The organism is Pseudoalteromonas sp. SCSIO 43101 (assembly GCF_023650775.1).
GTDB classification, from domain to species: domain Bacteria; phylum Pseudomonadota; class Gammaproteobacteria; order Enterobacterales; family Alteromonadaceae; genus Pseudoalteromonas; species Pseudoalteromonas apostichopi.
The window spans coordinates 2,410,706-2,433,484 of sequence record NZ_CP072673.1 but is presented as its reverse complement, the minus strand read 5'-3'; the positions used below and the strand labels follow the sequence as shown (position 1 = coordinate 2,433,484).

Annotated in this window: 21 protein-coding genes; 15 read left to right on the top strand and 6 right to left on the bottom strand. The window is 39.8% G+C overall.

What is annotated here, in order from left to right; all coding sequences use genetic code 11:
- Nucleotides 1–289 precede the first annotated feature (289 nt).
- From J8Z25_RS11335 to J8Z25_RS11315, 5 genes are all read left to right on the top strand, one after another.
- Nucleotides 290–2,413 (top strand): TonB-dependent receptor, encoded by a 2,124-nt coding sequence (locus J8Z25_RS11335; protein ID WP_250661060.1) that lies wholly within the window; start codon nt 290–292, stop codon nt 2,411–2,413.
- Nucleotides 2,413–2,907: a TonB-dependent receptor domain-containing protein gene (locus J8Z25_RS11330; RefSeq protein WP_350338344.1), complete on the top strand. Its 495-nt coding sequence runs from the start codon at nt 2,413–2,415 to the stop codon at nt 2,905–2,907. The genes J8Z25_RS11335 and J8Z25_RS11330 overlap by 1 nt, the downstream gene beginning before the upstream one ends.
- Nucleotides 2,908–3,036: 129 nt before the next feature.
- Nucleotides 3,037–4,494 carry a glycoside hydrolase family 10-like protein gene (locus J8Z25_RS11325; protein ID WP_130051047.1) on the top strand — a complete coding sequence of 486 codons (1,458 nt, stop codon included), beginning with the start codon at nt 3,037–3,039 and terminating at the stop codon, nt 4,492–4,494.
- A gap of 70 nt (nt 4,495–4,564) precedes the next feature.
- On the top strand, nt 4,565–5,308 hold the full coding sequence (locus tag J8Z25_RS11320) for a hypothetical protein (RefSeq protein WP_130051048.1): 744 nt from the start codon (nt 4,565–4,567) through the stop codon (nt 5,306–5,308).
- 79 nt (nt 5,309–5,387) lie between these two features.
- The gene (locus tag J8Z25_RS11315) at nt 5,388–5,621 is read left to right on the top strand and encodes a hypothetical protein (RefSeq protein WP_130051049.1); all 234 of its coding nucleotides are present in this window, start codon (nt 5,388–5,390) and stop codon (nt 5,619–5,621) included.
- Here J8Z25_RS11315 and J8Z25_RS11310 read toward each other — a convergent pair.
- Genes J8Z25_RS11310 through J8Z25_RS11300 form a run of 3 tightly spaced genes read right to left on the bottom strand, consistent with a single transcriptional unit; the run spans nt 5,618 to nt 9,603 of the window.
- Complete coding sequence (locus J8Z25_RS11310) at nt 5,618–5,998, bottom strand: diacylglycerol kinase (protein WP_130051050.1); 381 nt, start codon at nt 5,996–5,998, stop codon at nt 5,618–5,620. The two genes, J8Z25_RS11315 and J8Z25_RS11310, sit on opposite strands and share 4 nt — an antisense overlap.
- A gap of 20 nt (nt 5,999–6,018) precedes the next feature.
- Nucleotides 6,019–7,644 (bottom strand): phosphoethanolamine transferase, encoded by a 1,626-nt coding sequence (locus J8Z25_RS11305; RefSeq protein ID WP_130051051.1) that lies wholly within the window; start codon nt 7,642–7,644, stop codon nt 6,019–6,021.
- Nucleotides 7,645–7,659: 15 nt separating this feature from the next.
- On the bottom strand, nt 7,660–9,603 hold the full coding sequence (locus J8Z25_RS11300; protein WP_167658359.1) for an LTA synthase family protein: 1,944 nt from the start codon (nt 9,601–9,603) through the stop codon (nt 7,660–7,662).
- Between the two features lie 175 nt (nt 9,604–9,778).
- Here J8Z25_RS11300 and J8Z25_RS11295 point away from each other — a divergent pair, with 175 nt between their 5' ends.
- The 4 genes from J8Z25_RS11295 (at nt 9,779) to J8Z25_RS11280 (ending at nt 14,369) form a co-directional block, all read left to right on the top strand.
- A complete protein-coding gene (locus tag J8Z25_RS11295; protein ID WP_130051053.1) occupies nt 9,779–10,453 on the top strand; it encodes a response regulator transcription factor in 675 nt (224 codons plus the stop codon).
- Nucleotides 10,453–11,862, top strand: a complete 1,410-nt coding sequence (locus J8Z25_RS11290) for a sensor histidine kinase (RefSeq protein ID WP_250661059.1) — start codon at nt 10,453–10,455, stop codon at nt 11,860–11,862. The genes J8Z25_RS11295 and J8Z25_RS11290 overlap by 1 nt, the downstream gene beginning before the upstream one ends.
- Nucleotides 11,863–11,939: 77 nt before the next feature.
- Nucleotides 11,940–12,128 (top strand): DUF3185 family protein, encoded by a 189-nt coding sequence (locus J8Z25_RS11285; protein ID WP_054553751.1) that lies wholly within the window; start codon nt 11,940–11,942, stop codon nt 12,126–12,128.
- Nucleotides 12,129–12,194: 66 nt separating this feature from the next.
- Complete coding sequence (locus tag J8Z25_RS11280; protein WP_250661058.1) at nt 12,195–14,369, top strand: exonuclease domain-containing protein; 2,175 nt, start codon at nt 12,195–12,197, stop codon at nt 14,367–14,369.
- A gap of 14 nt (nt 14,370–14,383) precedes the next feature.
- Here the strand turns inward: J8Z25_RS11280 and J8Z25_RS11275 are convergent, their stop codons facing one another.
- From J8Z25_RS11275 to J8Z25_RS11265, 3 genes are all read right to left on the bottom strand, one after another.
- Nucleotides 14,384–15,223: a mechanosensitive ion channel family protein gene (locus tag J8Z25_RS11275; protein ID WP_250661057.1), complete on the bottom strand. Its 840-nt coding sequence runs from the start codon at nt 15,221–15,223 to the stop codon at nt 14,384–14,386.
- A 163-nt stretch (nt 15,224–15,386) separates the two neighbouring features.
- Nucleotides 15,387–16,655: an HlyC/CorC family transporter gene (locus tag J8Z25_RS11270; RefSeq protein ID WP_130051057.1), complete on the bottom strand. Its 1,269-nt coding sequence runs from the start codon at nt 16,653–16,655 to the stop codon at nt 15,387–15,389.
- Nucleotides 16,656–16,716: 61 nt separating this feature from the next.
- Entirely contained in the window at nt 16,717–17,520 is an 804-nt protein-coding gene (locus J8Z25_RS11265) for a cytochrome C assembly family protein (protein ID WP_130051058.1), read from the bottom strand.
- Nucleotides 17,521–17,763: 243 nt separating this feature from the next.
- On the opposite strand from J8Z25_RS11265, the gene ffh reads away from it, so the two are divergent.
- From ffh to tyrA, 6 genes are all read left to right on the top strand, one after another.
- Nucleotides 17,764–19,140 carry a signal recognition particle protein gene (ffh, locus tag J8Z25_RS11260; RefSeq protein WP_130051059.1) on the top strand — a complete coding sequence of 459 codons (1,377 nt, stop codon included), beginning with the start codon at nt 17,764–17,766 and terminating at the stop codon, nt 19,138–19,140.
- A gap of 240 nt (nt 19,141–19,380) precedes the next feature.
- Entirely contained in the window at nt 19,381–19,629 is a 249-nt protein-coding gene (gene rpsP / locus J8Z25_RS11255; protein WP_036967110.1) for a 30S ribosomal protein S16, read from the top strand.
- 17 nt (nt 19,630–19,646) lie between these two features.
- Nucleotides 19,647–20,180, top strand: a complete 534-nt coding sequence (gene rimM, locus J8Z25_RS11250) for a ribosome maturation factor RimM (RefSeq protein WP_250661056.1) — start codon at nt 19,647–19,649, stop codon at nt 20,178–20,180.
- Complete coding sequence (trmD, locus tag J8Z25_RS11245) at nt 20,180–20,947, top strand: tRNA (guanosine(37)-N1)-methyltransferase TrmD (protein WP_130051061.1); 768 nt, start codon at nt 20,180–20,182, stop codon at nt 20,945–20,947. Before rimM ends, trmD begins: the two co-directional genes overlap by 1 nt.
- Before the next feature lie 33 nt (nt 20,948–20,980).
- Nucleotides 20,981–21,340, top strand: coding sequence for a 50S ribosomal protein L19 (gene rplS / locus J8Z25_RS11240; protein ID WP_130051062.1), 360 nt, complete (start codon nt 20,981–20,983; stop codon nt 21,338–21,340).
- A gap of 278 nt (nt 21,341–21,618) precedes the next feature.
- A complete protein-coding gene (tyrA, locus tag J8Z25_RS11235; protein WP_178927193.1) occupies nt 21,619–22,752 on the top strand; it encodes a bifunctional chorismate mutase/prephenate dehydrogenase in 1,134 nt (377 codons plus the stop codon).
- Nucleotides 22,753–22,779: the final 27 nt, after the last annotated feature.

The following is a 22,779-nucleotide window of genomic DNA, read 5'->3' as shown; positions in this document are numbered from 1 at the left end:
GGTACTGGTTTAATTATAAGTGCTTATTTTTATTATAAATTCAAATAATTGATTTTAATGGAGTGTTTTTATTGTCTTTTTTAGGGGTGTTTTTGGATGTTTTTTAGGAATTTTATATTTCATCTTGTTGCATAATTAAGAATAAAATATCTTGATTTTGTGCGGCGTTGCTACTATTGTAGCCGCAATGTAGCAATAAAGTTGTTACCAGTTGTTGTTCAAAAGAGCATTTATGTAGTTTGTAGTCACAAAATCTCTCACTTTTTAAAAACGATAGGGTTACATTTCCATGAATAAAAAATTCTCCACGCTAACTGTTTGTATTAAAAAAGCATTGCTCCCAACACTTGTGTTAGGAACATGTACGACTGCCTTTGCAGCTGCTCAAGAAGATGGAAAAAATAAAATTACAAAAGAGGATATAGAGCAGATCGAAGTACGCGGCTATGCGGCGTCAGTTGAGAAAAGTATCAACATGAAACGTTTTTCAAACAGCGTTGTTGATGCGGTTTCTGCCGAAGATATCGGTAAATTTCCTGATCAAACAGTTGCTGATGCACTACAGCGTATTCCAGGCGTGCAAGTAGAGAAAGACTTAGGCGGTGAAAGCGATCGAGTGAGTATTCGTGGTACAGCACCTCATTTAAATATAACGCTGTTAAATGGCCAAAATGTGGCTTCTGCAACGGCTTCGGCATCAATTACACGCCCGTCGCGTGGTTTTAATTACTCATTATTACCAGCAGAAATGGTCGATACTCTAGAGGTTTATAAGTCTGCTGAAGCTGACATTGATGAGGGTTCAATTGGCGGCACTGTTGTAGTAAAAACACGTAAACCGCTTGATAGTGAAGCTAACTATGCTGCGCTTTCAGTAAAAGCATTTCATTTTGAAAACGCAGACGAAACTAAGCCATACGTGTCTGGTTTATATTCATGGAAAAATGAAGCCCAAGACTTTGGGTTTAATGTTGGTTTTGTCCACAAAGAAACGGCAACGCAGCGTGATAGTAAAGAAGTACGTTTTGGATATCGCAGCACAGATGCCAACCAAGATGGGAATGCAGAATTTTATCCAGGGGCAGTGGGTTACAACCGCTACGCAAGTGATAGTGATTTAGATACCGCAACAGCGACATTCCAATACGCAGCTAATGATAATCTTGAATTTGTTTTCAATAACTTATATTCAAAGTCAGAACATGAATCATATGGCACGTATTCAAGCGGTTTTATCTTACAGAATATTGCTAATATTGAGAACCCAGTGATTGTTGATGGTACGGTTGTCGCAGGTGATTTACCAGCACACAATAACTTGGGTTATTATGGTAATGCGGGCTACCTTGGTGAATTTAAGACTCAAGCTCATGATTTAAAAGTGACTTTTAAAGCCGATGATTACACTCTTACAGGTCAATTTGGTTATAGTAAAGCGGATGGTGAGGTGAGTGATGTGTATTCTGAGTATTACGCCAATACAAATGCATCATTTACATTAGAAAACGGCACGCCTGATGTAACTTTATCTGCAGATTTAAGCCCTGAAGATTATCGATTAGATTACAACCATAAAAATGATATATTCAACGATTCTGATGAGCTTTATGCACAATTTGATGTTGAATATTTATTAGATACTGGTTTTTTCACTGCAATTAAAGCGGGTGTAAAATACCGTGAGCATACAAAAGCAGCCAGTTTAATGAAAGCCAATTATCCAAAAGTCTCAGCAGCAGGTGAAAATTTTAATTTGGGTATGTTTGCAAGTGATTCTGCTAGTGACGGCATTTTATGGCAGTTTGATAATAACCAATATGCAGACTGGATCTCGTCTACTAGCCCAACATCAGGTCCTTATGAGCACCTTGACTACACCTTCGATCTAGAAGAAACCGTTACGGCTGGATACGTCAAAGCTGTGTTCGAGCACAATAAGTGGCGCGGTAATATGGGCGTACGTGCAGTTAAAACAGAGCTTGACTCTCGTTCAGTTGAATACACAGGACGTAGTTTTGCGCCTGAAAATATTCAAGATGTGTATAGTTCAAATAGCTACGATGACTTTTTACCAAGTGTAAATATTAACTATGACTTTACGGATGATGTTGTGCTTCGCTTTGCTGCAGCTAAAGTAATGTCTCGTCCTGACTACGATTTTTTATCAGCGCGTAAAAGTGGCTACTGTGCAGCGGCAACAGGTTGTAAAGGCTCACAAGGCAATCCAGATTTAAAACCTTATCGTTCAACTCAATATGATTTATCAGCTGAGTGGTACTTTAATGAGTCATCAATATTGTCATTAGCTTATTTTATAAAGGCATTGATTCGTATATTACCAATACCACTATTGAAAAGCAGTGGACATGGACAGACCCTGATACTGGCGTTGAAGAGGTTCGTGATTTCTTAGTGACTCAACCGCAAAACGGGCTAGGTGGTGAGAATTCCGGCTTTGAAGTGAACTACACGCAAAAGCTAATGTATGGGTTCGGCATTCAAACGAACTACACTTATTCAGATGCTGAGCTAGAGCAAACTGCAGAGCAAAAAGCTGCGGGTGAAGAGGCTGTGTTACCTAACAATTCAGAAGATACCTTCAACGCGACTGTTTACTACGAAAATACAGCTTTCAGTGCGCGTGTTTCTTATACCTATCGTTCAGAATATTTTTATACAAATTACCTTGGTTTAAATCAGTATAAAGATGGTTTTGGTCAGTATGATTTGAATATAAGCTACAATGTTTCTGAAGATTTTAATCTTATTTTCCAAGCTATTAACTTAACAAATGAAGAGCAAAAAGCGACTTCAGGTAATAGCACCGGTATGCCAGATGCTAATCGCCCTTTAGCTATTCATGATTATGGTCGTCGTTTCTTGGTCGGCGCGCAAATGAAGTTCTAATTTTCTTATTTGAATTAGATTCATGTAGGCACAACAAGTTTTTGTTGTGCCTTTTTTGTGAGGTATACAGTGTATTTTAAACATTTATTATTATTGTTCATCTGCTTTGCTTTGAATGCGTGTGTTTTTATGCAAAAACAAGAGGCTACGAACATTGAAAAGCAGTTTTTTGGCACTATCCAGCAACCTCAGGTTGCAAGAGAGTTTCGTGCTGCATGGGTAGCAACCGTTGCAAACATTAATTGGCCATCAGAGCCTGGATTATCTGTTGCTGAGCAAAAACAACAAGCAATTAAAATCCTTAATTTACTAAAACAACATAACTTCAATACCGTTATTTTTCAGGTTAGACCGCAAGCAGACAGTTTATATAAAAGTACGAATGAACCATGGTCTTATTATCTTACTGGAAAGCAGGGAAAAGCACCTGAACCGTTTTATGATCCTTTAAAATTTTGGATAGAACAAGCACATAAACGAGGCTTAAAGTTACATGCATGGATAAACCCATACCGCGCTCATCATCACATTGGAGGCCCCGTTTCAGAGCATTCAGTTGTTGAAAAAATGACGGATAAAGTAGTGAAACTAAAAAATGAGACCTATTGGTTTTTGCCTACAGATCAAGCTGTAGTGTCGCATACTTTAAGTGTATTAACGGAACTTGTAGAAAACTATGATTTAGATGGTATTCACTATGATGACTACTTTTACCCATATCCTTCTTACAATAACGATGAAGGTTTTCCTGATGCTAAACAATACAGTCAGTATTTAGAAGCAGGTGGTGAGTTATCTATCGGTGATTGGCGCCGTGAAGCAGTAAATCATTTTGTGAAAAGCTTATACAAATTAGTTAAACAAACAAAGCCTCATGTTCTTGTTGGGATAAGCCCATTTGGTATATATAGGCCTGATGAACCTGAAACTATTCGTGGTATGGATCAATATGACACCTTGTTTGCTGATGCAAAGCTGTGGCTTAACGAAGGCTGGCTTGATTATTTTTCACCGCAACTTTATTGGCCAATTAATCAATATGCACAAAGCTACCCGCTCTTATTAAGCTGGTGGCAATCACAAAACACTCATGGGCGACATTTATGGCCTGGCATTAATGCATTGCGTTCATTTGATGAGGCTGGTGTTGATGAGGTCGTCAATCAAATTATGATAAATCGTGGGTTTTTATCAACTTCACCCGGTACAGTTTTTTGGAATGTTACAGCGCTTGAAGGCAGTCAATTGATGAGTGATGTGATTACTAAAGGCGTATTTCAACATCAAGCCTTAATTCCAGAAACTCCTTGGCTAGATGCGTCAGTAATAGCAGCTGTTAAAGTTGATGTTAAATATGATGGTGACGATGTTCATTTGACTTGGACACACCCAGATTCAGATCAAGTGTCTGAGTTACTTGTCTATCTAAAATATGCGCAGCAGTGGCACTATCATATTTACTCAAGTGATGAGAGTACGTTCTCTGTTGCAGCTTCTTATGGACAACGACCATTAGAGGCAATGAAGATAATTGCAATTGATAGGCTTGGTAATCAAAGCGCTGAGATTGAGTTGTTAATGAAATAGCACCTGTACTGTATATACAAAAATTTGTTACGCTTTGAATAATCTGGTTTTTAAATTTTAAAGTAGGCATATGAAGTATTTCGCGGTAATTTTGTTCGGTTGCCTTATCTCTTTTTCAACAACAGCCGCAACAAAACATATAAAAATTGTAAAACCTGTGGTTGCGGCGTTTAAAGCGGGTGATAGAGCTGCAATCGCCAAGCGAGTGCATTATCCTCTGCAGCGCAAAGCGCCTCTGCAAGCAATTGAAAATGAGCAAATGCTTATAGAAAAGTTTGAGCAAATTTTTGATAAAGAGTTTGTCGAAAAAATCGTGAATTCAAATATTCGCCACGACTGGGAAATGATGGGGTGGCGCGGCATTATGTTTGATTCAGGCAAATTTTGGTTAGACTTTGATGGCTCTATTTGGGCTGTGCCTTATGAATCAGAGGCAGAAAAAGCACGACGCGAAGCACTGATTGACGAGCAAAAACAAGCATTACATAAAAGCCTTCGTGAATTTACAAAACCGATATTAACGTGGCAAACAAAAAAGCACTTAATTCGTATCGATGAGCTTGCTGATAATCAGTACCGCTATGCAGCATGGGAAATAGATCAATCTATGCAAGATGAGCCAAGCCTTGTGATCACAGGGGGCAGTCTAAGCTTTGATGGCAGTGGCGGAAATCATTTTTATACCTTTACTAATAACGGTTATCGTTATGTATGTCATGTTACCGTACTTGGTACTGAACACTCACCGCCGGGGCTGTTAGAGGTATTTAAAAATAACGTACAAATATTGTCTGAGCCTGTTCTGGATTTATAAGGTGTTTTTCTTATTTTGAACTACACTCATTCTTTCAAAGGAGGCTCGTTTAAAGGGGTCTCATTTAAAGGAGTAAGTTATGGGTATTAAATTTTGGGTTTTAAGAGCCACTAGAGTTTTCACGCTGGTGGCTATTTTATTATTTATGGTGGAAATACTGAAAGGTCACGAGACACTCAGCGCATTAGGCTTTGCGTTACTTTGGTCTTTTATTGCCACGGCAATTTTTATCGCAACCCGTTTATATCATTCATCAAAAGGGCGCCACTGTGCACTTTGTAATGACACCCCTGATGATAAAAAAGCGAGTTAACTTAGATTGTTCACAAACACACCGCCCCATACCAGCGCACAAATTGTTAGGGCAATAAGTACGGCTGCTGATCCTAAGTCTTTAGCTAGGCCTGATAATGGATGAATTTCAAGGCCTACACGGTCTATTGTGGCTTCAATTGCCGTATTTACGACTTCAGCAAACATCACAAATAGTACAGATACAAGCAGCATGATTTTCTCATACAGGTTAATTTGCCATACAAAAACCACTGCTATGGCAAGGACCAACAGTATCAGCTCTTGTTTAAAAGCAGACTCATGCTTTGCTAACCAAGTGAATGCACGTTGGGAGTTTTTAAATGCTAGGCGAATACGTTTAATGCCAATGGGTTTGTTAGTGCTATCAAATTGCATAGTATGAAATCTCTATTTCGTTAGCTTTGTTTTGAGCAAGCATTGAAGATATCTTGCTCTGGATGATATTCAGTGCTGTCTACATGGGTTAAACCAAGTAGGGTGTCAAAAATATTATCGTGAGAAAAAGCGTTGTTACGCTGTTGTTCGATACATTGATTAAAACGGGTATCGGCTAGTTTATTACTCCAAAACAACATAGGCACTTGGGTTTGCTCTTTAGGTGCTAATGCGTATGGGAAGCCATGCAAGTACAAGCCTTTTTCTCCAAGTGATTCACCATGGTCAGAAACATACAGCAGGGCTTTGTCATCCGCCTGACTGTTTTGCATTAAATTAATAAGTTTACTGAGTACTAAGTCTGTATAAGCAATAGTATTGTCATAGGTGTTTGTTAGTTGCTCGCTGCTACAATTTTGAATATCACTACGCGGACAATCAGGCATAAATACACTGTCTTTTTTTGGGTATCGACGATAGTAAGTTGGACCATGTGAACCAATCATATGTAACACAACAAGTTGATGTTTAGCATTACTCTTGGCAAGTTTTGTAGCTAACTCTTCCACGAGTACTTCATCAAAACAATAGCGTCCATCACAAAGTGGGTTGCTCTTTGTTGGTTCTACCGTTTGTGAGTTTACCCGCACACAAACCCCTTTACAGCTGCTATTGTTATCAATCCACGTTACTTCGACACCACTTCGTTGAATGATATCAAGCGCATTTTCTTGGCTTTGCGCTATGCGCGAATCATAGTGATTACGGTCTAAACGCGAGAACATGCAAGGTACAGATATAGCCGTAGCCGTGCCACATGAACTAACGTCACTGAAATATTTAACGCCAAGCTTAGGTGTATATTGATTAGTTGGCTTGTTATATCCTTGCAGTGAAAAGTTTGCTGCACGAGCTGTTTCACCTACTACCATAATTGTCAGCGAACTTTGTTGCTGTTCTAGTAAATGCGGCGTTTTATCCAGTACTTTAAATGGTAAAGGCGGATAAAAATAATTATCGCGCAGATACTTATAGCCCGCGGTGTAAAATGCAAAAGGGGTAATATAGCTAGTTAATTGACGGTTATTACGCCCAACAGAGGCATAATCTTTATAAAATGGTACTGCAATAGCTGCTATAGCAATAAATGCTGTGACGTTGAGAAGCGCAAAGTTTTTTAGACGAACACGAAAGTTACCAACAATTTTAAAACGTGAAAACAAGTAAGCGGGGAGCACGCCAAGTACAAAAATAAAGACGACAACTTGTATATTTAAGTATGAAAATGCTTCACCTGAGTTTGTCTCTAAGATATTTTGTAGCATGCTTTTATCGAAGATAACACCGTAGTTTAAGGTTGCATAAAACAACAGTGACGAAACTACGATGCTTGTTAAAAGCACTGGTTTTACAAAGGTGATTAACGATAACCAACTTAACACCATTGCCGTCAGTGCTAATAATAAAAACGGTACGCTTGCTATAAATAACCAATTGACATGTTCTGGCTTGCTTGCTGCTTCAGCCATGTTAAATAAAAATAGACCATTAAATGCGATAACCAAGTACAACGACACCAGCCACACAAACTGACTGTAGCTAACTTGCCATTTTTTAATAAGGAGTTGTTTAATTTTCATGCTCATGATTATTCCTCATCGCTACGATTTATTTGGTAAGCGATACAACTGTTCGGTATAAGCTAAATTGCTAAATAAGACGTGAGCCAGAGCTTTTTTGGCAAGTTCAACGCTGCTGCCAGCCTTATCAATAGCTACTTGGGTTTTAGTGGCTGGGTCGTAGTGCCAATAGCTAACCTTTTGGTTTGGCATGAGTATCACTGCCTCACCATTTTCAACGTAAGCAAAGTTGTCGTAGTACTGCATCATGGCGCGCTCAACTGGGTATTGTTTAGTTAAATCATAACCAAGCATAGGTGTCGCTTGGTCTACGCCCAATAGCGATAACAAAGTGACAGGTAAGTCTATTTGACTGACTAAGCGAGTATCCTGCTTTGCGTCCATACCACTATTTAGGATCACGGCAGGAATATGGAAAGATTTAAGCGGCACAGGCTCTGAGCCAAACACTCGCACATCATGATCTGCAACCACTAAAAATACTGTGTCTTGCCAGTAATCTTGCGTTTTTGCCTTTGCTATGAATTTACCTAGTGCATAGTCTGCATATTTGATTGCTAGATCACGTTTGAGGTTTTCTGAGTCATGGCCTTCAGGTAGTGTTACTTTACCTTCTGGAATATCGAATGGATCGTGGTTACTTGAAGTAAACACAAGGCTAAAAAAAGGATTGCCTGCTTTATTTAATGCGCTTAGCTCTTTATCAGCTTGATTGAACAAGTCTTCGTCGCTTGCACCCCATGACGAAATAAACTCAGGGTTTTGCATGTCATTGATATCTACAATATCGCTAAAGCCATTGCCTAAGAAAAAGCTTTTCATATTATCGAAATGACTTTCACCGCCGTAAATAAACTGAGTGGTGTAGCCTGTGCGGGCTAATACATCAGCTAGTGAGAAAAAATTACGCTGTGATTTTGATAGTTTTACCACTGAGCGTGAAGGAGACGGAGTAAACCCAGTTGTTACCGCTTCAATGCCTCGAACAGAACGAGTGCCAGTTGCGTATAAGTTATTAAAGCCCCAGCCTTGCTTGTATAACTTATCAAGCTCAGGAGTCACACCAATGCCACCTAGTTCACCAACAAAACGTGCACCTAAGCTTTCTTCTAAAATGATAACTAAATTCTTTTTCTTACCCGTGTTAAAAGGCGTGTTGCTTGAAAGTGTAGGAATATTCTCAGTTATAAACTTTTGTTTATAGGCTGCTTGCTTTACTGTTTGTAAAATCTCATTACGTGGCATGTTGCCGTATAAACTACTGGCATTTTTCTCATTGCCCATATTTTTAATAGCAAATGCCACACTGTACGTTGAATTCAAAGCCAGCGAGTTAACCAGCGAGTCACTTGAAAAGTACACTAAAGCAGGATTTAAAGGGCGGTGGCTTACAGTGCCTCGTGCGCTAATTAAGCAGACTAATAAAGTGGTAACGAGTATTACAACTTGGCTAACAGTTTTAGCGTTTTGTTGTTTGCTAAATGCTGCATTTATATAACGATACGCAAACACACAGCTTAGCGTTGCAATAATTAAGGTGCTTATCATAGCGAACAGGTGGCCATGTAATAGCATGGAAAATACTTCTTGGGGGTAATCAAGATATTCGACGAATAAGCGATTTGGTCGTACATCGTACTGGGTAATAAACGCGGGAGTAGAAGCTTCAATAACCACGATTAAAGTAACGACTATGCTGCTATAAAGAGTAAAAATAAGTTGCAATAAAGAGGTTTTACTACGCAAAAGAACATGAGCTATCAACATTAAAACGGCAAGGGCTAATAAGTACCCTAAACTACTTAAGTCTACCCTTAAGCCGCCAAATAAAACCGCTAGGCTATCGCCATCAGCTAACCTTTGCTGTTGCCATATTAGCAAGCTTATTCTCGACAGTATAAAAACTGCCATTAATATTAATGAAAAACGGAACAAAGGTTTTAAAACAGAGAGTTTTGCTGTCATAGTCGTACTTACTTAATCGAAACTATGGCAATACTAGGCAGTGAAACTTAAGAAACCCTTATGGTAATCTTAATATTTTCTAAACTAGAAAAACTTAAGTAAATCTTAAGGGAATCTTAAGATTTTGAGCGTAACCTAATGACACAAAAGTGGTTTTTATCTAAATGAGTAACATATGAAATTGTTGATAATAGAAGATTCGGTGTCATTAAGACGTAGTCTACGAATTGGCCTTGAAAACTTAGGTTTTACCATTGATGAAACCGGCGATGGTGCTGAAGGTTTGAGTATGGCCATGTCTGGTGAGTACGAATTAGTAATACTCGACATTATGTTACCCAGTCTTGATGGCATTACGTTATTACAAACCATAAGAGCAAAGCAGCTCGATGTGCGTGTGCTTATTTTATCTGCCAAGCAAGAACCTGCAGACAGAGTAATGGGGCTGCTGACTGGGGCCGATGATTATTTGACCAAACCATTTTCGTTTGATGAGCTGCATGCAAGGTTATTAAATTTAATGCGTCGCGGTGGTCTGAAAACAATCAGTGATGTGATCCGCATTGATAACTTGGCTTTAAATTTACAATTAAAACTCTTACAAGTCGGCGGTACTTCAGTCGACTTAACACCTAACGAATATAAAATAGTTGAGTGTTTATTTAGCAATCAAAATAAAGTGATCACTGCAGAAAAGTTGAGTAGCTACATAGCTGGGCAGTATGACTTGGTCTCAAAAAATTCCATTGAAGCGCATTTATCATCGGCCCGCAAAAAGGTTAGGGTGGCTGGCGGTGAATTACCTATTCAAACTAAGCGTGGCTTTGGTTATATCATTCAAGGAAAATAATGAAGTCAATTCGCAGTAAGTTGGTAACTACATTATCGATTACTATAACTGGGCTAGTTTTAAGTATTTTAGTCGCCACTGATATAGCCGTTGATAGTTGGATTGATAATGAATTTAACCGTGGCATGAAATCAAAAGCCGGTATGCTGATGACTTTGGTTCATGAAGATGAAGAGGGGTTAACTTTTAATTTTTCTAGTGACTTTATGCCAGAATTTGATGGTCAAGTTGAGCCTGAATATTTTCAAATGTGGACTGATGATGGGGTGTTTACCCGCTCACAGAGCCTTAATTTATTCGCTTTGAAGAACCTCAAGTTTGAAAAATTAAAACTGGGTGAAGCGAAAATAATGACCACTGAGCTGCCGGATGGTCGTGACGGGCGAATTATTTATACTCGTTTCCAGCCGCAAATCGACTCTCACTCACATAGAAATTTTTTTGATGGCGTGAGCAAAACGCATCACACCACGCTTACTTTGGCTTATGCAGCTTCATCAGAAAAAGTTGATTTTATTTTATGGTTAATTGACGTTATTTTTGTTGTTTCTACCGTGTCAGTAATCGTATTCATTCGATTATTTGTGCGTAAATCGGTCGACAGCTCTCTAGCGCCACTTAATCAACTAAACCGTGATATAAGTCGGCTTAGTATCGCAGATAAAAGTGCCGTGATAACAATAAAAGAACCTGTGAAAGAGCTGCAACCCATTGTTGATAGCTTAAATGCCTTTATTCAAGAAAACCGCCAGCTCTATTTTCGTGAAAAGCGCTTGACCTCAGATATTGCCCATGAGTTAAAAACGCCGATTGCTGAGCTTATAAATATGGCTGAAGTGGCGATTCGTTTTCCAAATGAAAAAGAGTTTGAGGCAGACTTTAAACCTGAAGTGCTAAAAATTAGCCAGCGTTTAAAGAGCATTGTGTCGAACTTATTGCTACTGCATAAGTACAGTGATGAAGCCCTACCAAAGCAAGATGCATGTGATTTAAATCAGGTTATTTTACGCACCTTAGAAAAGTGCGATTTAGAATGGGTTAAGTTTGAGTTTCAAGATGATATCCCAGCCATTGTAAGTAACTTATTTGCCCTTGAATCAATCATCACCAACCTTGTGAATAACGCTAAACAATACAGTCCAGAAAAGAGCATAGTGACTGTAAGTTCGCTGCTTAATAAAAAGGGGAAGTTGCAATTTTCTGTTACTAACGAATTAAAAGTACCATTAACAGATGAAGACATTAGCCAGTTATTTGATCCGCTTTGGCAAAAAGATAGTGCCAGAACGTCTGAAGATAACTTTGGCTTAGGCTTATCCATTGCCAAAGCGTTAAGTAAAGCAATTGATGCTGAACTTCAGGTTTCGTTAAGTGAGCAAAACATAACCTTTAGTTTGATTATTTCTTAAGGTTTTGCAGCTAATTATTATATGTGCAAAACTAAACATAGCAGCACGAAATCAAAACAACAAAAAGGAACAACACGATGGGAAAAATTATAGGTATTGCTTTAATCGTTATTGGTGTAGCGCTCGCAGTATGGGGATATAACGTTTATGACTCTGCAAGTGCACAAATTAGCCGAACTTTTAGTGGTGATACACCGATTGAGGCTTGGCTCGGTATGGTAGGCGGTGCAATTTGCGCGATTGTAGGTATTTTAAAAGTTAAATAGCCTCAAACATTGAAATCAGTTTACTAATACCTGATACTGTATTTATATACAGTATCAGGTTTGGCTATGAAAACACAATTACCAGCAAAATATTATTTAAGTCATTTCTTTGAGCTCGCTGAGTTTATTCAATCTCAGTGCACGCATTTACTCTTAGCTGAGCAAATGCAATTTCTTGAAAAACTCACCCTACTTGATGAGCAAAGTTTGTGTACTTTGCTGCGTATTTATTCCCGTAAACCAAAAATCGTGGCACTGTCATCGTTAAATTATGAAGAAATCCCTAATCTACATGGGGCTATTTTTAAGCTAAAGCAACAGGGGCTGGTGGCACATCCAAGTCATGATGAATTAGATTTGCTGCTTGAGCATTTAACAAAGCCAACTTTATTAACCTTATTAGCAAACGATGAGTTAATGACGACACAACCTGATTATAAAAAATCAGCCAGCAAACATAGCTTAATTCAACTTTGTAAACAGTATATTGACCGCAACCACAGTGATTTAGACGCTTTATTTAGTCAGTTCGTGGTCAATAGCCGAAGCCAGTATTATGAATACTTTGAGTTTTTACATAGCGGCCGACTAAGTCAAGGCGATATAAACCATCAAAATCGCTTTGTAATGCGTGACTTAGGAATTGCAAAAGTACGTGGTGATGTCAGCGACAGCTTATCGCGTTTTAAAACCTTAGCCGAGGCACAATCGCATTATCAATTAAACCAGTTGCGTATGCAGCTTAAGCAAAGCCAATCAGAAGCACAGTACCAAACCTTAGCTCAAGCACTTTTAGCTATTAACTGTGAAGATGAATTAGCCCAGAGCATCAAAAACAAGTTACTGATCCGCTTATATAAGCAGCTTAAAGATCATGACTTAGGTTTTGCATTTGAGTTACTAGAGCATTGTGAGGGCAGTAGTGAAGCGCAAGAGCTGGCAATTCGCCAGCGTTACAAGCTAGGAGACAAAAGCTGGGTTGAGCATAAGCTTGAAAATATTATCCAAAATCCGCTTGATGATAGCATTTTGTATTTCGCCGAAGACTTTCTACAGCGTAAATATAATAAGCAGCAACGTTCACGCTTAACACAAATGTTAATTGATACAGAGCATCAAATAGACGTTGATGACATTTACCGTGGTGATGTAGAGCAAGGAGTATGCGAGTATTATCAACAGTTCGGTAACACTGTGTTTTTTACCGAGAATAATCTTTGGTTAAGTCTTTTTACCCTAACATTTTGGCAAGAGCTCTTTATCGAGACACCGTACCCGCCGTGTAATGAATTTGATCTTTATCCACAAGTACTACTTGCTGATTGCTTTTACACAGCGCAGCATACACAAATTGAGCAAAAGCTTGCAAATTTCACTAGTAATGAAGCGTTGTATAAATATGTTTGTAAAAATGCAGGACAGTACTACGAAATAGCCAATGGTGTTTTTATGTGGCATAGCGATATTTTAGAGCCACTAAAAATGTTGATAAAACACAGCAGTCTAGCTAGTTTAAAAGCGCATTTATTGCAAATGACAAAAACCTTTAAGCAGCTTAAAGATGGTTACCCAGATTTAATGGTTTTAAAAGAGCATAAGCTCACATTTGAAGAAGTTAAAGCTCCGGGCGACAAACTAAGACGCAACCAACTTGTCAGTATTGATGTCTTAAAACAACACGGCTTTGAAGTAAATATCGTTAAGGTGAGCTGGTTTAATGATCCAAATCGCATTTATAGTGTGGTCGATATAGAAACTACTGGCGGCGTACAAGGGAATAATAAAATCACTGAAATTGCGGTTGTGCAGTTACAAGCTGGCGAAGTTATTAAGCAGTGGGCGAGTTTAATCAATCCCGAACGAAGTATTCCTGCCTTTATTACCAAATTAACAGGAATTAACGCGGCAATGGTACGTGATGCTCCTCGCTTTGAGGACATAGCCGACACGTTGCGTGCCCTGTTAAAAGGCAGTGTATTTGTTGCTCACAATGTGAATTTTGATTACGGATTTATTCGCAAGGAATACGCTGCACTCGGGCAAGGTTTTAAAATGCCTAAGCTATGTACAGTAGTTGAATCACGAAAGACATTTCCAAAGCTAAAGTCTTATTCACTTGGTAACTTAGCGACACACTTTGAATTGAACTTAACGAATCATCATAGAGCATTAGCCGATGCAACTGCTACGGCAGAGTTATTGATACGAATTCAACAAGCACAATCAAATAAGGCGAGTTGACCTCGCCTTGTAAATTATTTACCAGGGAATTGGTGAATATGAACATCTCGCTGTGGGAATGGAATAGTGATATCAGCAGCATCAAAGGCAATTTTGACTCGTTCATACAAACCAAAGTACACAGGCCAGTAGTTATCCGATTCAACCCAAGCCCACACTAACATGCCGATATGACTTTCACCGTGCTGGCTAACATGCACTGTTGGTTTTTTATCTTCTATATCTTTTAATACCAGATCATAGTCATCCAGAACGCTCATAAGCACGTCACGGGCTTTATGAACGTCATCGCCATAGCTAATACCAAACTCGATTGCAACGCGGTGTGTTGGCTCTGCAAACTTATTCTTAACACAGCCATTCGATAGCGTGCCATTTGGAATAATGATTTTTTCATTATCGTAGGTAAGTAAAACAGTGACAAAAATTTGAATTTCTACTACTTTCCCCATGTAGCCTTGGGCTTCAATAACATCACCTACTTTAAAAGGCTTGAAGAATAGGATAAGCACTCCACCTGCAAAATTCGCTAGACTGTCTTGCAGTGCCATACCTACGGCTAAACCGGCTGCTCCGAGCATTGCAATAAATGAGGTTGTTTCGATACCAATCATCGAGGCAACAGATATCAGCAGTAGTACCTTTAAAATGACAGAAATGAAGGAGACTAAAAAGTGCGTCAAACCAACTTCGAATTTGACCCTATTCATTGATTTTTCAGCCATGTTGGCAACTCTACCAATTAACCACCAACCAATGATTAAAACCAGTATTGCTAGAATAAACTTTGGCCCGTAGAGCATTAGCAACTCTATAGCTTGGTTGTAGATTTTCTCGATTGATATTTCGTCCATTATTTTTCCTTGTTATACAACAGAGTATTTAAAGAAAATAATAGTAGAGGAATTGCTTTACGGTGTGGGGTCTGCTGGGAAAATGTGAATTTTCTGAGGCGTTTCAGTTATAACTAACAAAAAAGGAGTAGCAAGCTACTCCTTTTTTGGGGTGAGTCGAACGTTACTCCGTGCGTTTGCTTGGAATAACTTTAACTAACTTCACCATGTTTTCTTTTATCTCGATCACTTCAATAGGGTATCCGGCAATACGTAAACTTAGGTTTGAGTCTGGGATATCCTCTAAGTATTCAACGATTAAACCACTTAGCGTTTTCGGGCCATCAATCGGGAGCTCCCAACCCATTTCTTTATTTAAATCGCGAATATTAGCACCACCATCTACAAGTACTGAGCCATCGTCTTGCTCTGTAACTTCCTCACTTGGCGTGCGAGTTTGCGTTGTTGTGAAGTCACCAACAACTTCTTCGAGAATATCTTCAAGTGTTACTAGGCCTTGGATATCGCCATATTCATCAACAACTAAACCGATACGTTCTTTTGATTGCTGGAACTTAAGCAATTGTGTGTTTAGTGATGTGCCTTCAGGAATAAAGTAGATTTCACGAACCGCACGTAATAGTGATGGCTTATCAAACTGTTCTTTAGTTAATAGGCGCAGTGCATCACGTGAGTGAATAAAGCCAACAGCATCATCAATTTGGTCACGATATAATAAAACGCGAGTATGCTGAGCATGAGTTAGCTGACGGCTAATAAGTTTCCAGTCATCATTGATATCGATAGCAACAATTTCGTTGCGTGGGATCATAATATCTTCAACAGTTACTTGCTCTAAATCTAAAATTGAAGTCAGCATGCTTTGGTGGCGAGCTGGTAATAGAGCACCAGATTCGTTCACCACGGTTTTTAATTCTTCTTTACTTAAACTGTGCTCTTCAATTTGTGCTGTTGTGATACCAAACAAGCGCAGCATGCCATTGGTCATCCAGTTTACGATAACCACAAATGGGAAAAGTATTTTCAAAAGCCCCTTAAGGACAATCGAACTTGGGAAAGCGACCTTTTCTGGGTAAAGCGCTGCAAGTGTCTTTGGTGTTACTTCGGCAAAGATTAAAACCACTAAGGTCAGTGCACCAGTTGCAATTGCGATACCGAGGTCACCGTATAGGCGAATACCAATAATCGTTGCAACCTGTGCTGCAGCGATATTAACTAGGTTGTTACCAATCAAGATCAGACCAATGAGTCTGTCAGGGCGACTTAACAGTTTGCTGACGCGTTTCGCTGCACGATGATCTTCTTTAGCAAGATGGCGCAAGCGGATACGGTTAATTGACATAATTCCAGTTTCAGAACCAGAAAAATAAGCAGAAATAAGTATCAATAATCCCAATATAATAAACAGGGTACTAGTCGATATGTCGTCCAACGATGGATCCTTTTTTTATAAATCAGTGCATATTAAGCTAGAGACAGCTTGCTGAGTCAAGTTAAAACTTATTTAGAATCACTTCTTGGATGAAACGGCTGCCAAAATAAGCAAGTGACAAGATAAAAGCGGCTATCATGATCGAAAACACCACGGGTTTACCACGCCAGCCTTGACGTAAGTGACCCACTGTTACAACAGTGAAAATAAGCCAAGCAATTAACGATAAAACCGTTTTATGGATAAATTCACTGGCAAACATACCTTCTAAGAAGATAAACCCAGAAAGTAGTGCAAAAGTAAGTAGAATTGTACCAAGCGTGAGTAATTGATAAAGCTGACGCTCAACGACCATTAAAGGTGGAAGATGACTGTGTACGATTGCTAAGTCTTTGCGCTTTAAACGCTTATCAATAAAGTAAAACTGTACCGCATAGAGTGTCGAGATTATTAGCACACAATATGCCAAAAGTGATAACGATATATGAGTGACTAAGCCAAGTTCAACATCTATTGATTGTAAAATCACATGATGCGGAATAAATAAGCTGGCAAGTGTAAGTAAGGCTGCAAAACCATACACAACTGGTAGTAATAAGGTAGCAGGGAACTTGAGCGACACAGCTGTAACGGATACTACGATGACCCAACAGGTCAATAAAGCAACGTTGACGATACTCAAATCTTGACCGTCAGCACGAAAAACTGAATTAACCAGTAATAGCATATGGGCAAGGATAGCCACAGTGCTTAGTATCACTGTGAGTTTTTGGCTCGGACCTTGTTTGTGGAAAAGGCGTGATAGCACATGTGACGTTGCTAACACATAAAACAAACTAGCAATAATAGTTAAACTAATAATCATCGTGTTTTGGCCACTTAATTTATATAGATAAATCCTTGTCTCTTTGATGCCATTGTATTTTATAGCAAGGAAAAAGCATAGAGTTTGTAAAAAGAAACTCAAACTACACACTTGAACACTGTATTGTCGACCACCATTTACGGTATACTGCTAGTAATTAAATTTTAATATTGCCTGTATTGTCTTCAAACTTGTCTGTTTTATGTACACTACAGGTGAAACACGTTTTATCGGAACCTTTACATGTTTGAGAATCTCCAAGAACGCTTAGGTAAAACCTTAAAAAATATCAGTGGCCGCGGACGCCTAACTGAAGAAAATATAAAAGATACATTACGTGAAGTCCGCATGGCATTTTTGGAAGCGGACGTTGCATTACCTGTTGTTCGTGAGTTCGTTAAGCAAGTTAAAGAACGCGCCGTTGGTGTTGAAGTAACGAAAAGCTTAAGTCCAGGCCAAGTCTTTATTAAGATTGTTCGTGAAGAACTTGAAAAGGCAATGGGTGAAGCAAATGAAGAGTTAAGCCTTAATGCGCAGCCGCCTGCGGTAGTGATGATGGCGGGCCTACAAGGTGCTGGTAAAACAACCAGTGTTGGTAAACTTGCTAAATTCTTAAAAGAGCGTAAGAAAAAGTCTGTGTTAGTTGTTAGTGCTGACGTTTATCGTCCGGCAGCAATCAAACAGCTAGAAACACTTGCTGATGAAGTGGGTGTTGAGTTCTTCCCAAGCGATATCTCACAAAAGCCAGTAGATATTGCGAATAATGCGATTTCACACGCGAAGAAAAAGTTCATCGATGTAGTATTAGTCGATACTGCAGGTCGTTTACATGTCGATAACGACATGATGGACGAGATCAAAGCACTGCACAGTGCGATTAATCCAATCGAAACCTTATTCGTCGTTGACGCGATGACAGGTCAAGATGCAGCAAACACAGCAAAAGCATTTGATGAAGCGCTACCTTTGAGTGGTGTGATCTTAACAAAGACTGATGGTGATGCTCGTGGTGGTGCTGCATTATCAATCCGTCATATTACCGGTAAGCCGATCAAGTTTATGGGTGTAGGTGAGCGCACTGATGCACTTGAACCCTTCCACCCTGACCGTATTGCTTCTCGTATCCTAGGTATGGGTGATGTACTTTCATTAATCGAAGAAGTCGAAATGAAAGTAGATAAAGAGAAAGCGGCTAAAGTTGCTGAGAAAGTATTTAAAGGTGACGGCTTTACATTAGATGACTTTGCTGAGCAACTTCGTCAAATGAAGAACATGGGCGGTATGATGTCGATGCTTGATAAGCTACCGGGCATGCAAAACTTACCAGACGCCGTAAAAGGGCAGATGGGCGATAAGACTTTCGTACAAATGGAAGCCATCATTAACTCAATGACACCAAAAGAGCGCGCGCGTCCTGAAATCATCAAGGGCTCTCGTAAAAAACGTATTGCCGCAGGCTCTGGTACCCAAGTGCAAGAAATCAACAAACTGCTTAAGCAATTTACGCAAATGCAGAAGATGATGAAAAAGATGAAAGGCAAGGGGGGTATGAAGAAAATGATGCGCGGTATGAAAGGCATGTTACCACCTGGCATGATGGGTGGTGGTCCTAAATTTTAATAGCGCTTTTTATTAAGTGTATAAAAAGGAGCGTATAGCTCCTTTTTTTGTAGATAATTTATGCATAGTTGTTAGCTGCATGTAAGATTTAAAGGCCAGATCAGTGTTTAATCAACTAAACTTACATTTTGCAGCAGTTCTTACTTGCAATGTTGCAAAAAACTCGTACAATTCCCCAGCTTCCCGTACTGGGGAGTAAATCTTATTAATGAAAACAGTCAATCTAATGTAGAGGACGGTATGGTAACTATTCGTTTGCAACGTGGTGGCGCTAAAAAACGCCCTTTCTATCAAATTGTGGTTGCGGATAGCCGTTTCTCGCGTGACGGTCGCTTCATCGAGAAAGTAGGTTTCTTTAACCCAATTGCTTCTGGTCAGGAAGAAAAAGTACGTTTAGATTTATCTCGTGTTGAACACTGGGTAGGTCAAGGCGCATCTCTTTCAGATCGCGTAGCTAAGTTAGTTAAAGACGCTCGTAAAGCGGCTTAATAGGCGTAAGAGTAACCATGAGTCAAGAGAACACCTCGTATATTACAGTAGGAAAGCTCGGTGCCCCGTATGGTATAAAGGGCTGGCTTAAGGTGCATTCATTTACTGATGATCCCGAAGGGATCTTCGATTTCAGCCCATGGTTGATAGGGCAGCAAGGTAAATGGCAGACCTTAGAAGTGGTCGACTGGCGTCGCCACAACAAAGGCTTTATCGCTAAAGTTGCGCAAGTAAACGACCGAGACGAAGCAATGGCTTTAACCAATGTAGAAATCTCAGTAGACGCAGCGCAGCTACCAGAATTACCGCAAGGTGAATTCTATTGGCGAGATCTGATCGGCATGTCTGTTATAACTGATAAAGGTTATAACTTAGGCACAGTCGATGACCTTATGGAGACAGGCTCAAATGATGTTTTGGTTGTGAAAGCAAACAAAAAAGATGCATTTGGCCAAGCAGAACGTTTAATTCCTTACTTAACAGACTCTGTTATTAAAGAAGTTAAATATGATGCAAGAGAAATTACCGTTGACTGGGACCCAGGGTTTTAATGTCACAAACGAGTTCGCTATGGGTAGGGGTGATTAGCCTTTTCCCGGACATGTTTGATGCGATTACCACTCAAGGGGTTACAGGTCGCGCAGTTAAAAATGGTCTAATTGACTTTAACTGCTGGAATCCGCGTGACTATGCTACTGATAAGCATAGAACTGTAGATGACCGTCCTTACGGGGGTGGTCCTGGCATGTTAATGATGGTTGAACCATTGAAACAAGCTATCCTTGACGCTAAAAAAGCGGCAGGTGATGGTGCAAAAGTAATTTATATGTCACCGCAAGGGCGCAAATTAGATCAGCAAGGTGCAAGTGAACTTGCGCATTCAGAAAAGCTGATTTTAATTGCCGGTCGCTATGAAGGTATAGATGAGCGAATTATAGAATCATACGTTGATGAAGAATGGTCAATTGGTGATTTTATTTTAAGTGGTGGTGAACTACCCGCAATGACGCTAATTGATGCAGTAGCACGATTAGTACCAGGGGTGTTAGGTCATAACCAGTCAGCTGAGCAAGATTCATTTTCGAATGGCTTGCTTGATTGTCCTCACTATACACGGCCAGAGACATTGGATGATAAACAGGTGCCTGCTGTATTGCTCAGCGGAAACCACCAAGAAATCGCTAAGTGGCGCACAAAGCAATCACTTGGTAGAACTTGGCTTCGTCGTCCTGACTTGTTGCATAACCTAGCTCTGACTGAGGAGCAAGCGGCACTCCTTGCTGAGTTTCAGCAAGAGTACCAACAAGCTTGTGGCTAGAAGACAGTTACACCTAGGAAAGTGAGAAATATAATGGCAAAAGTAAACCAAAATATTATTAAAGCGCTTGAAGAAGAGCAGCTTAAATCAGACGTACCAGCATTCGGCGCTGGTGATACAGTTGTTGTACAGGTACGTGTAAAAGAAGGTAACAAAGAGCGTCTACAGGCCTTTGAAGGTGTTGTAATCGCTAAGCGTAATCGTGGTCTTCACTCAGCATTCACTGTTCGTAAAATTTCGAGCGGTGAAGGTGTTGAGCGTGTATTCCAAACGCACAGCCCTCTTATCGATAGTATCTCAGTTAAACGTCGCGGTGCTGTTCGCCGTGCGAAACTTTACTATCTACGTGAGCGTTCTGGTAAATCTGCACGTATTAGAGAAAAACTTAACTAATACGCGCTGTTTTACAACGCAAAATAAAACGGGTTGCAGCCTTAGGTTGCAGCCCGTTTTGGTTTTTATACCACAAAAATAATTTTCCCCCCTTTGTGAGACACCTAAGTACTCCCTTCAAACTGATCGACTGACCTCTATTTATCCCTTTATAAGCTATGCGACATGCACGTTAGGGCTTTGTGCTTTGGCTGTTATCCTGTTACTATAATTTGTATTAAAAGCTTTACTTTTTTGTATATAATTATTTACGTTTTTAGGGTTTGAGGTGTAGTAACGTGGTAACAGTGAATGATCTAGCTGATTTAAGAGCAGGAATAGATGAATGTGATGCGCAATTGGTGGCATTACTGGCAAAGCGTAATGGGATTACAGAAAAAATAGGCGCAATTAAGCAACAAATCGGTGCGCCATTACATGCCCCAGATCGCGAGGCTGATTTACTTGCAGCTCGCCGCAAAGAAGCAGTCGCACAAGGGGTTAACCCTGAGTTAGTTGAAGATATCCTGCGCCGTATGATGCGTGAAGCGTATCAAAACCAGCAAGGTAGCCTCGCTTGTGTTGCACCTCAGTTATCACCCATTGTAATTGTTGGTGGTGAAGGTGCCATGGGTCAGCTATTTGCTCAACAATTTGCTCGTTCAGGTTATGAAGTCCGTATTTTAGATAAAGCACAGCAAGCACAGAGTGAAGCGATATTAAAAGGGGCAAAATTAGTCCTTGTGAGTGTACCAATTAATGCACTTGAACACGTAGTTTCGGCATTACCAACACTCGATGATGACTGTTTATTAGTTGATATTACATCAGTTAAGCAAAAGCCTTTAAAAGCCCTAATGGCGGCTCATAGCGGCCCAGTAGTCGGGTTGCATCCCATGTTTGGTCCAGATATTTCACACTGGGTAAAACAAACCGTTGTTGTGTGTGAAGGGCGAGATCATGAAGTAGCTAAAGGGCTAATGGCGCAACTCCAAGTTTGGGGATGTCAAGTGGTTGAAATGGATGCTAAAAAACATGATGAAGCGATGCAAATCATTCAGGTAATGCGTCACTTAACAACCTTTGTATACGGTCAGTTTCTTGCCAAGCAAAGTCATACGTTGGCAGAACTTCGCAGCTGTTCATCACCAATTTATCAGTTAGAGTTAATGATGGTTGGGAGATTGTTTGCTCAGTCACCTGAACTATATTCTGATATCATGTTAGCGCAATTCGACGATGTAGAATCATTACTTGCAAATTACCAAGATACTTTTGCGGAAACCCTCGAAAAACTCAAAGCAGGTGATAAAGCTGCATTGATTGCCGCGTTTGCAGATGCGAAAGAGTATTTCTCTGATGCGACAGCGCATTTCTTAACGCAAAGCCGAAGCTTACTAAACAAAGCGAACGATGCAAAAGTGTTAGATTAAATACTCATACTCAATAAAACCAAAAGC

Excerpts from the sequence above, each read along its gene's own strand:
- J8Z25_RS11280 (WP_250661058.1), top strand. The coding sequence starts at position 12,195 with ATGAAAACACAATTACCAGCAAAATATTATTTAAGTCATTTCTTTGAG.
- J8Z25_RS11305 (WP_130051051.1), bottom strand. The coding sequence starts at position 7,644 with ATGAGCATGAAAATTAAACAACTCCTTATTAAAAAATGGCAAGTTAGC.
- J8Z25_RS11265 (WP_130051058.1), bottom strand. The coding sequence starts at position 17,520 with ATGATTATTAGTTTAACTATTATTGCTAGTTTGTTTTATGTGTTAGCA.
- J8Z25_RS11320 (WP_130051048.1), top strand. The coding sequence starts at position 4,565 with ATGAAGTATTTCGCGGTAATTTTGTTCGGTTGCCTTATCTCTTTTTCA.
- rpsP (WP_036967110.1), top strand. The coding sequence starts at position 19,381 with ATGGTAACTATTCGTTTGCAACGTGGTGGCGCTAAAAAACGCCCTTTC.
- J8Z25_RS11315 (WP_130051049.1), top strand. The coding sequence starts at position 5,388 with ATGGGTATTAAATTTTGGGTTTTAAGAGCCACTAGAGTTTTCACGCTG.
- trmD (WP_130051061.1), top strand. The coding sequence starts at position 20,180 with ATGTCACAAACGAGTTCGCTATGGGTAGGGGTGATTAGCCTTTTCCCG.
- J8Z25_RS11325 (WP_130051047.1), top strand. The coding sequence starts at position 3,037 with ATGCAAAAACAAGAGGCTACGAACATTGAAAAGCAGTTTTTTGGCACT.
- rplS (WP_130051062.1), top strand. The coding sequence starts at position 20,981 with ATGGCAAAAGTAAACCAAAATATTATTAAAGCGCTTGAAGAAGAGCAG.
- J8Z25_RS11295 (WP_130051053.1), top strand. The coding sequence starts at position 9,779 with ATGAAATTGTTGATAATAGAAGATTCGGTGTCATTAAGACGTAGTCTA.
- J8Z25_RS11300 (WP_167658359.1), bottom strand. The coding sequence starts at position 9,603 with ATGACAGCAAAACTCTCTGTTTTAAAACCTTTGTTCCGTTTTTCATTA.
- J8Z25_RS11335 (WP_250661060.1), top strand. The coding sequence starts at position 290 with ATGAATAAAAAATTCTCCACGCTAACTGTTTGTATTAAAAAAGCATTG.
- J8Z25_RS11285 (WP_054553751.1), top strand. The coding sequence starts at position 11,940 with ATGGGAAAAATTATAGGTATTGCTTTAATCGTTATTGGTGTAGCGCTC.
- J8Z25_RS11310 (WP_130051050.1), bottom strand. The coding sequence starts at position 5,998 with ATGCAATTTGATAGCACTAACAAACCCATTGGCATTAAACGTATTCGC.
- rimM (WP_250661056.1), top strand. The coding sequence starts at position 19,647 with ATGAGTCAAGAGAACACCTCGTATATTACAGTAGGAAAGCTCGGTGCC.
- J8Z25_RS11275 (WP_250661057.1), bottom strand. The coding sequence starts at position 15,223 with ATGGACGAAATATCAATCGAGAAAATCTACAACCAAGCTATAGAGTTG.
- ffh (WP_130051059.1), top strand. The coding sequence starts at position 17,764 with ATGTTTGAGAATCTCCAAGAACGCTTAGGTAAAACCTTAAAAAATATC.
- J8Z25_RS11290 (WP_250661059.1), top strand. The coding sequence starts at position 10,453 with ATGAAGTCAATTCGCAGTAAGTTGGTAACTACATTATCGATTACTATA.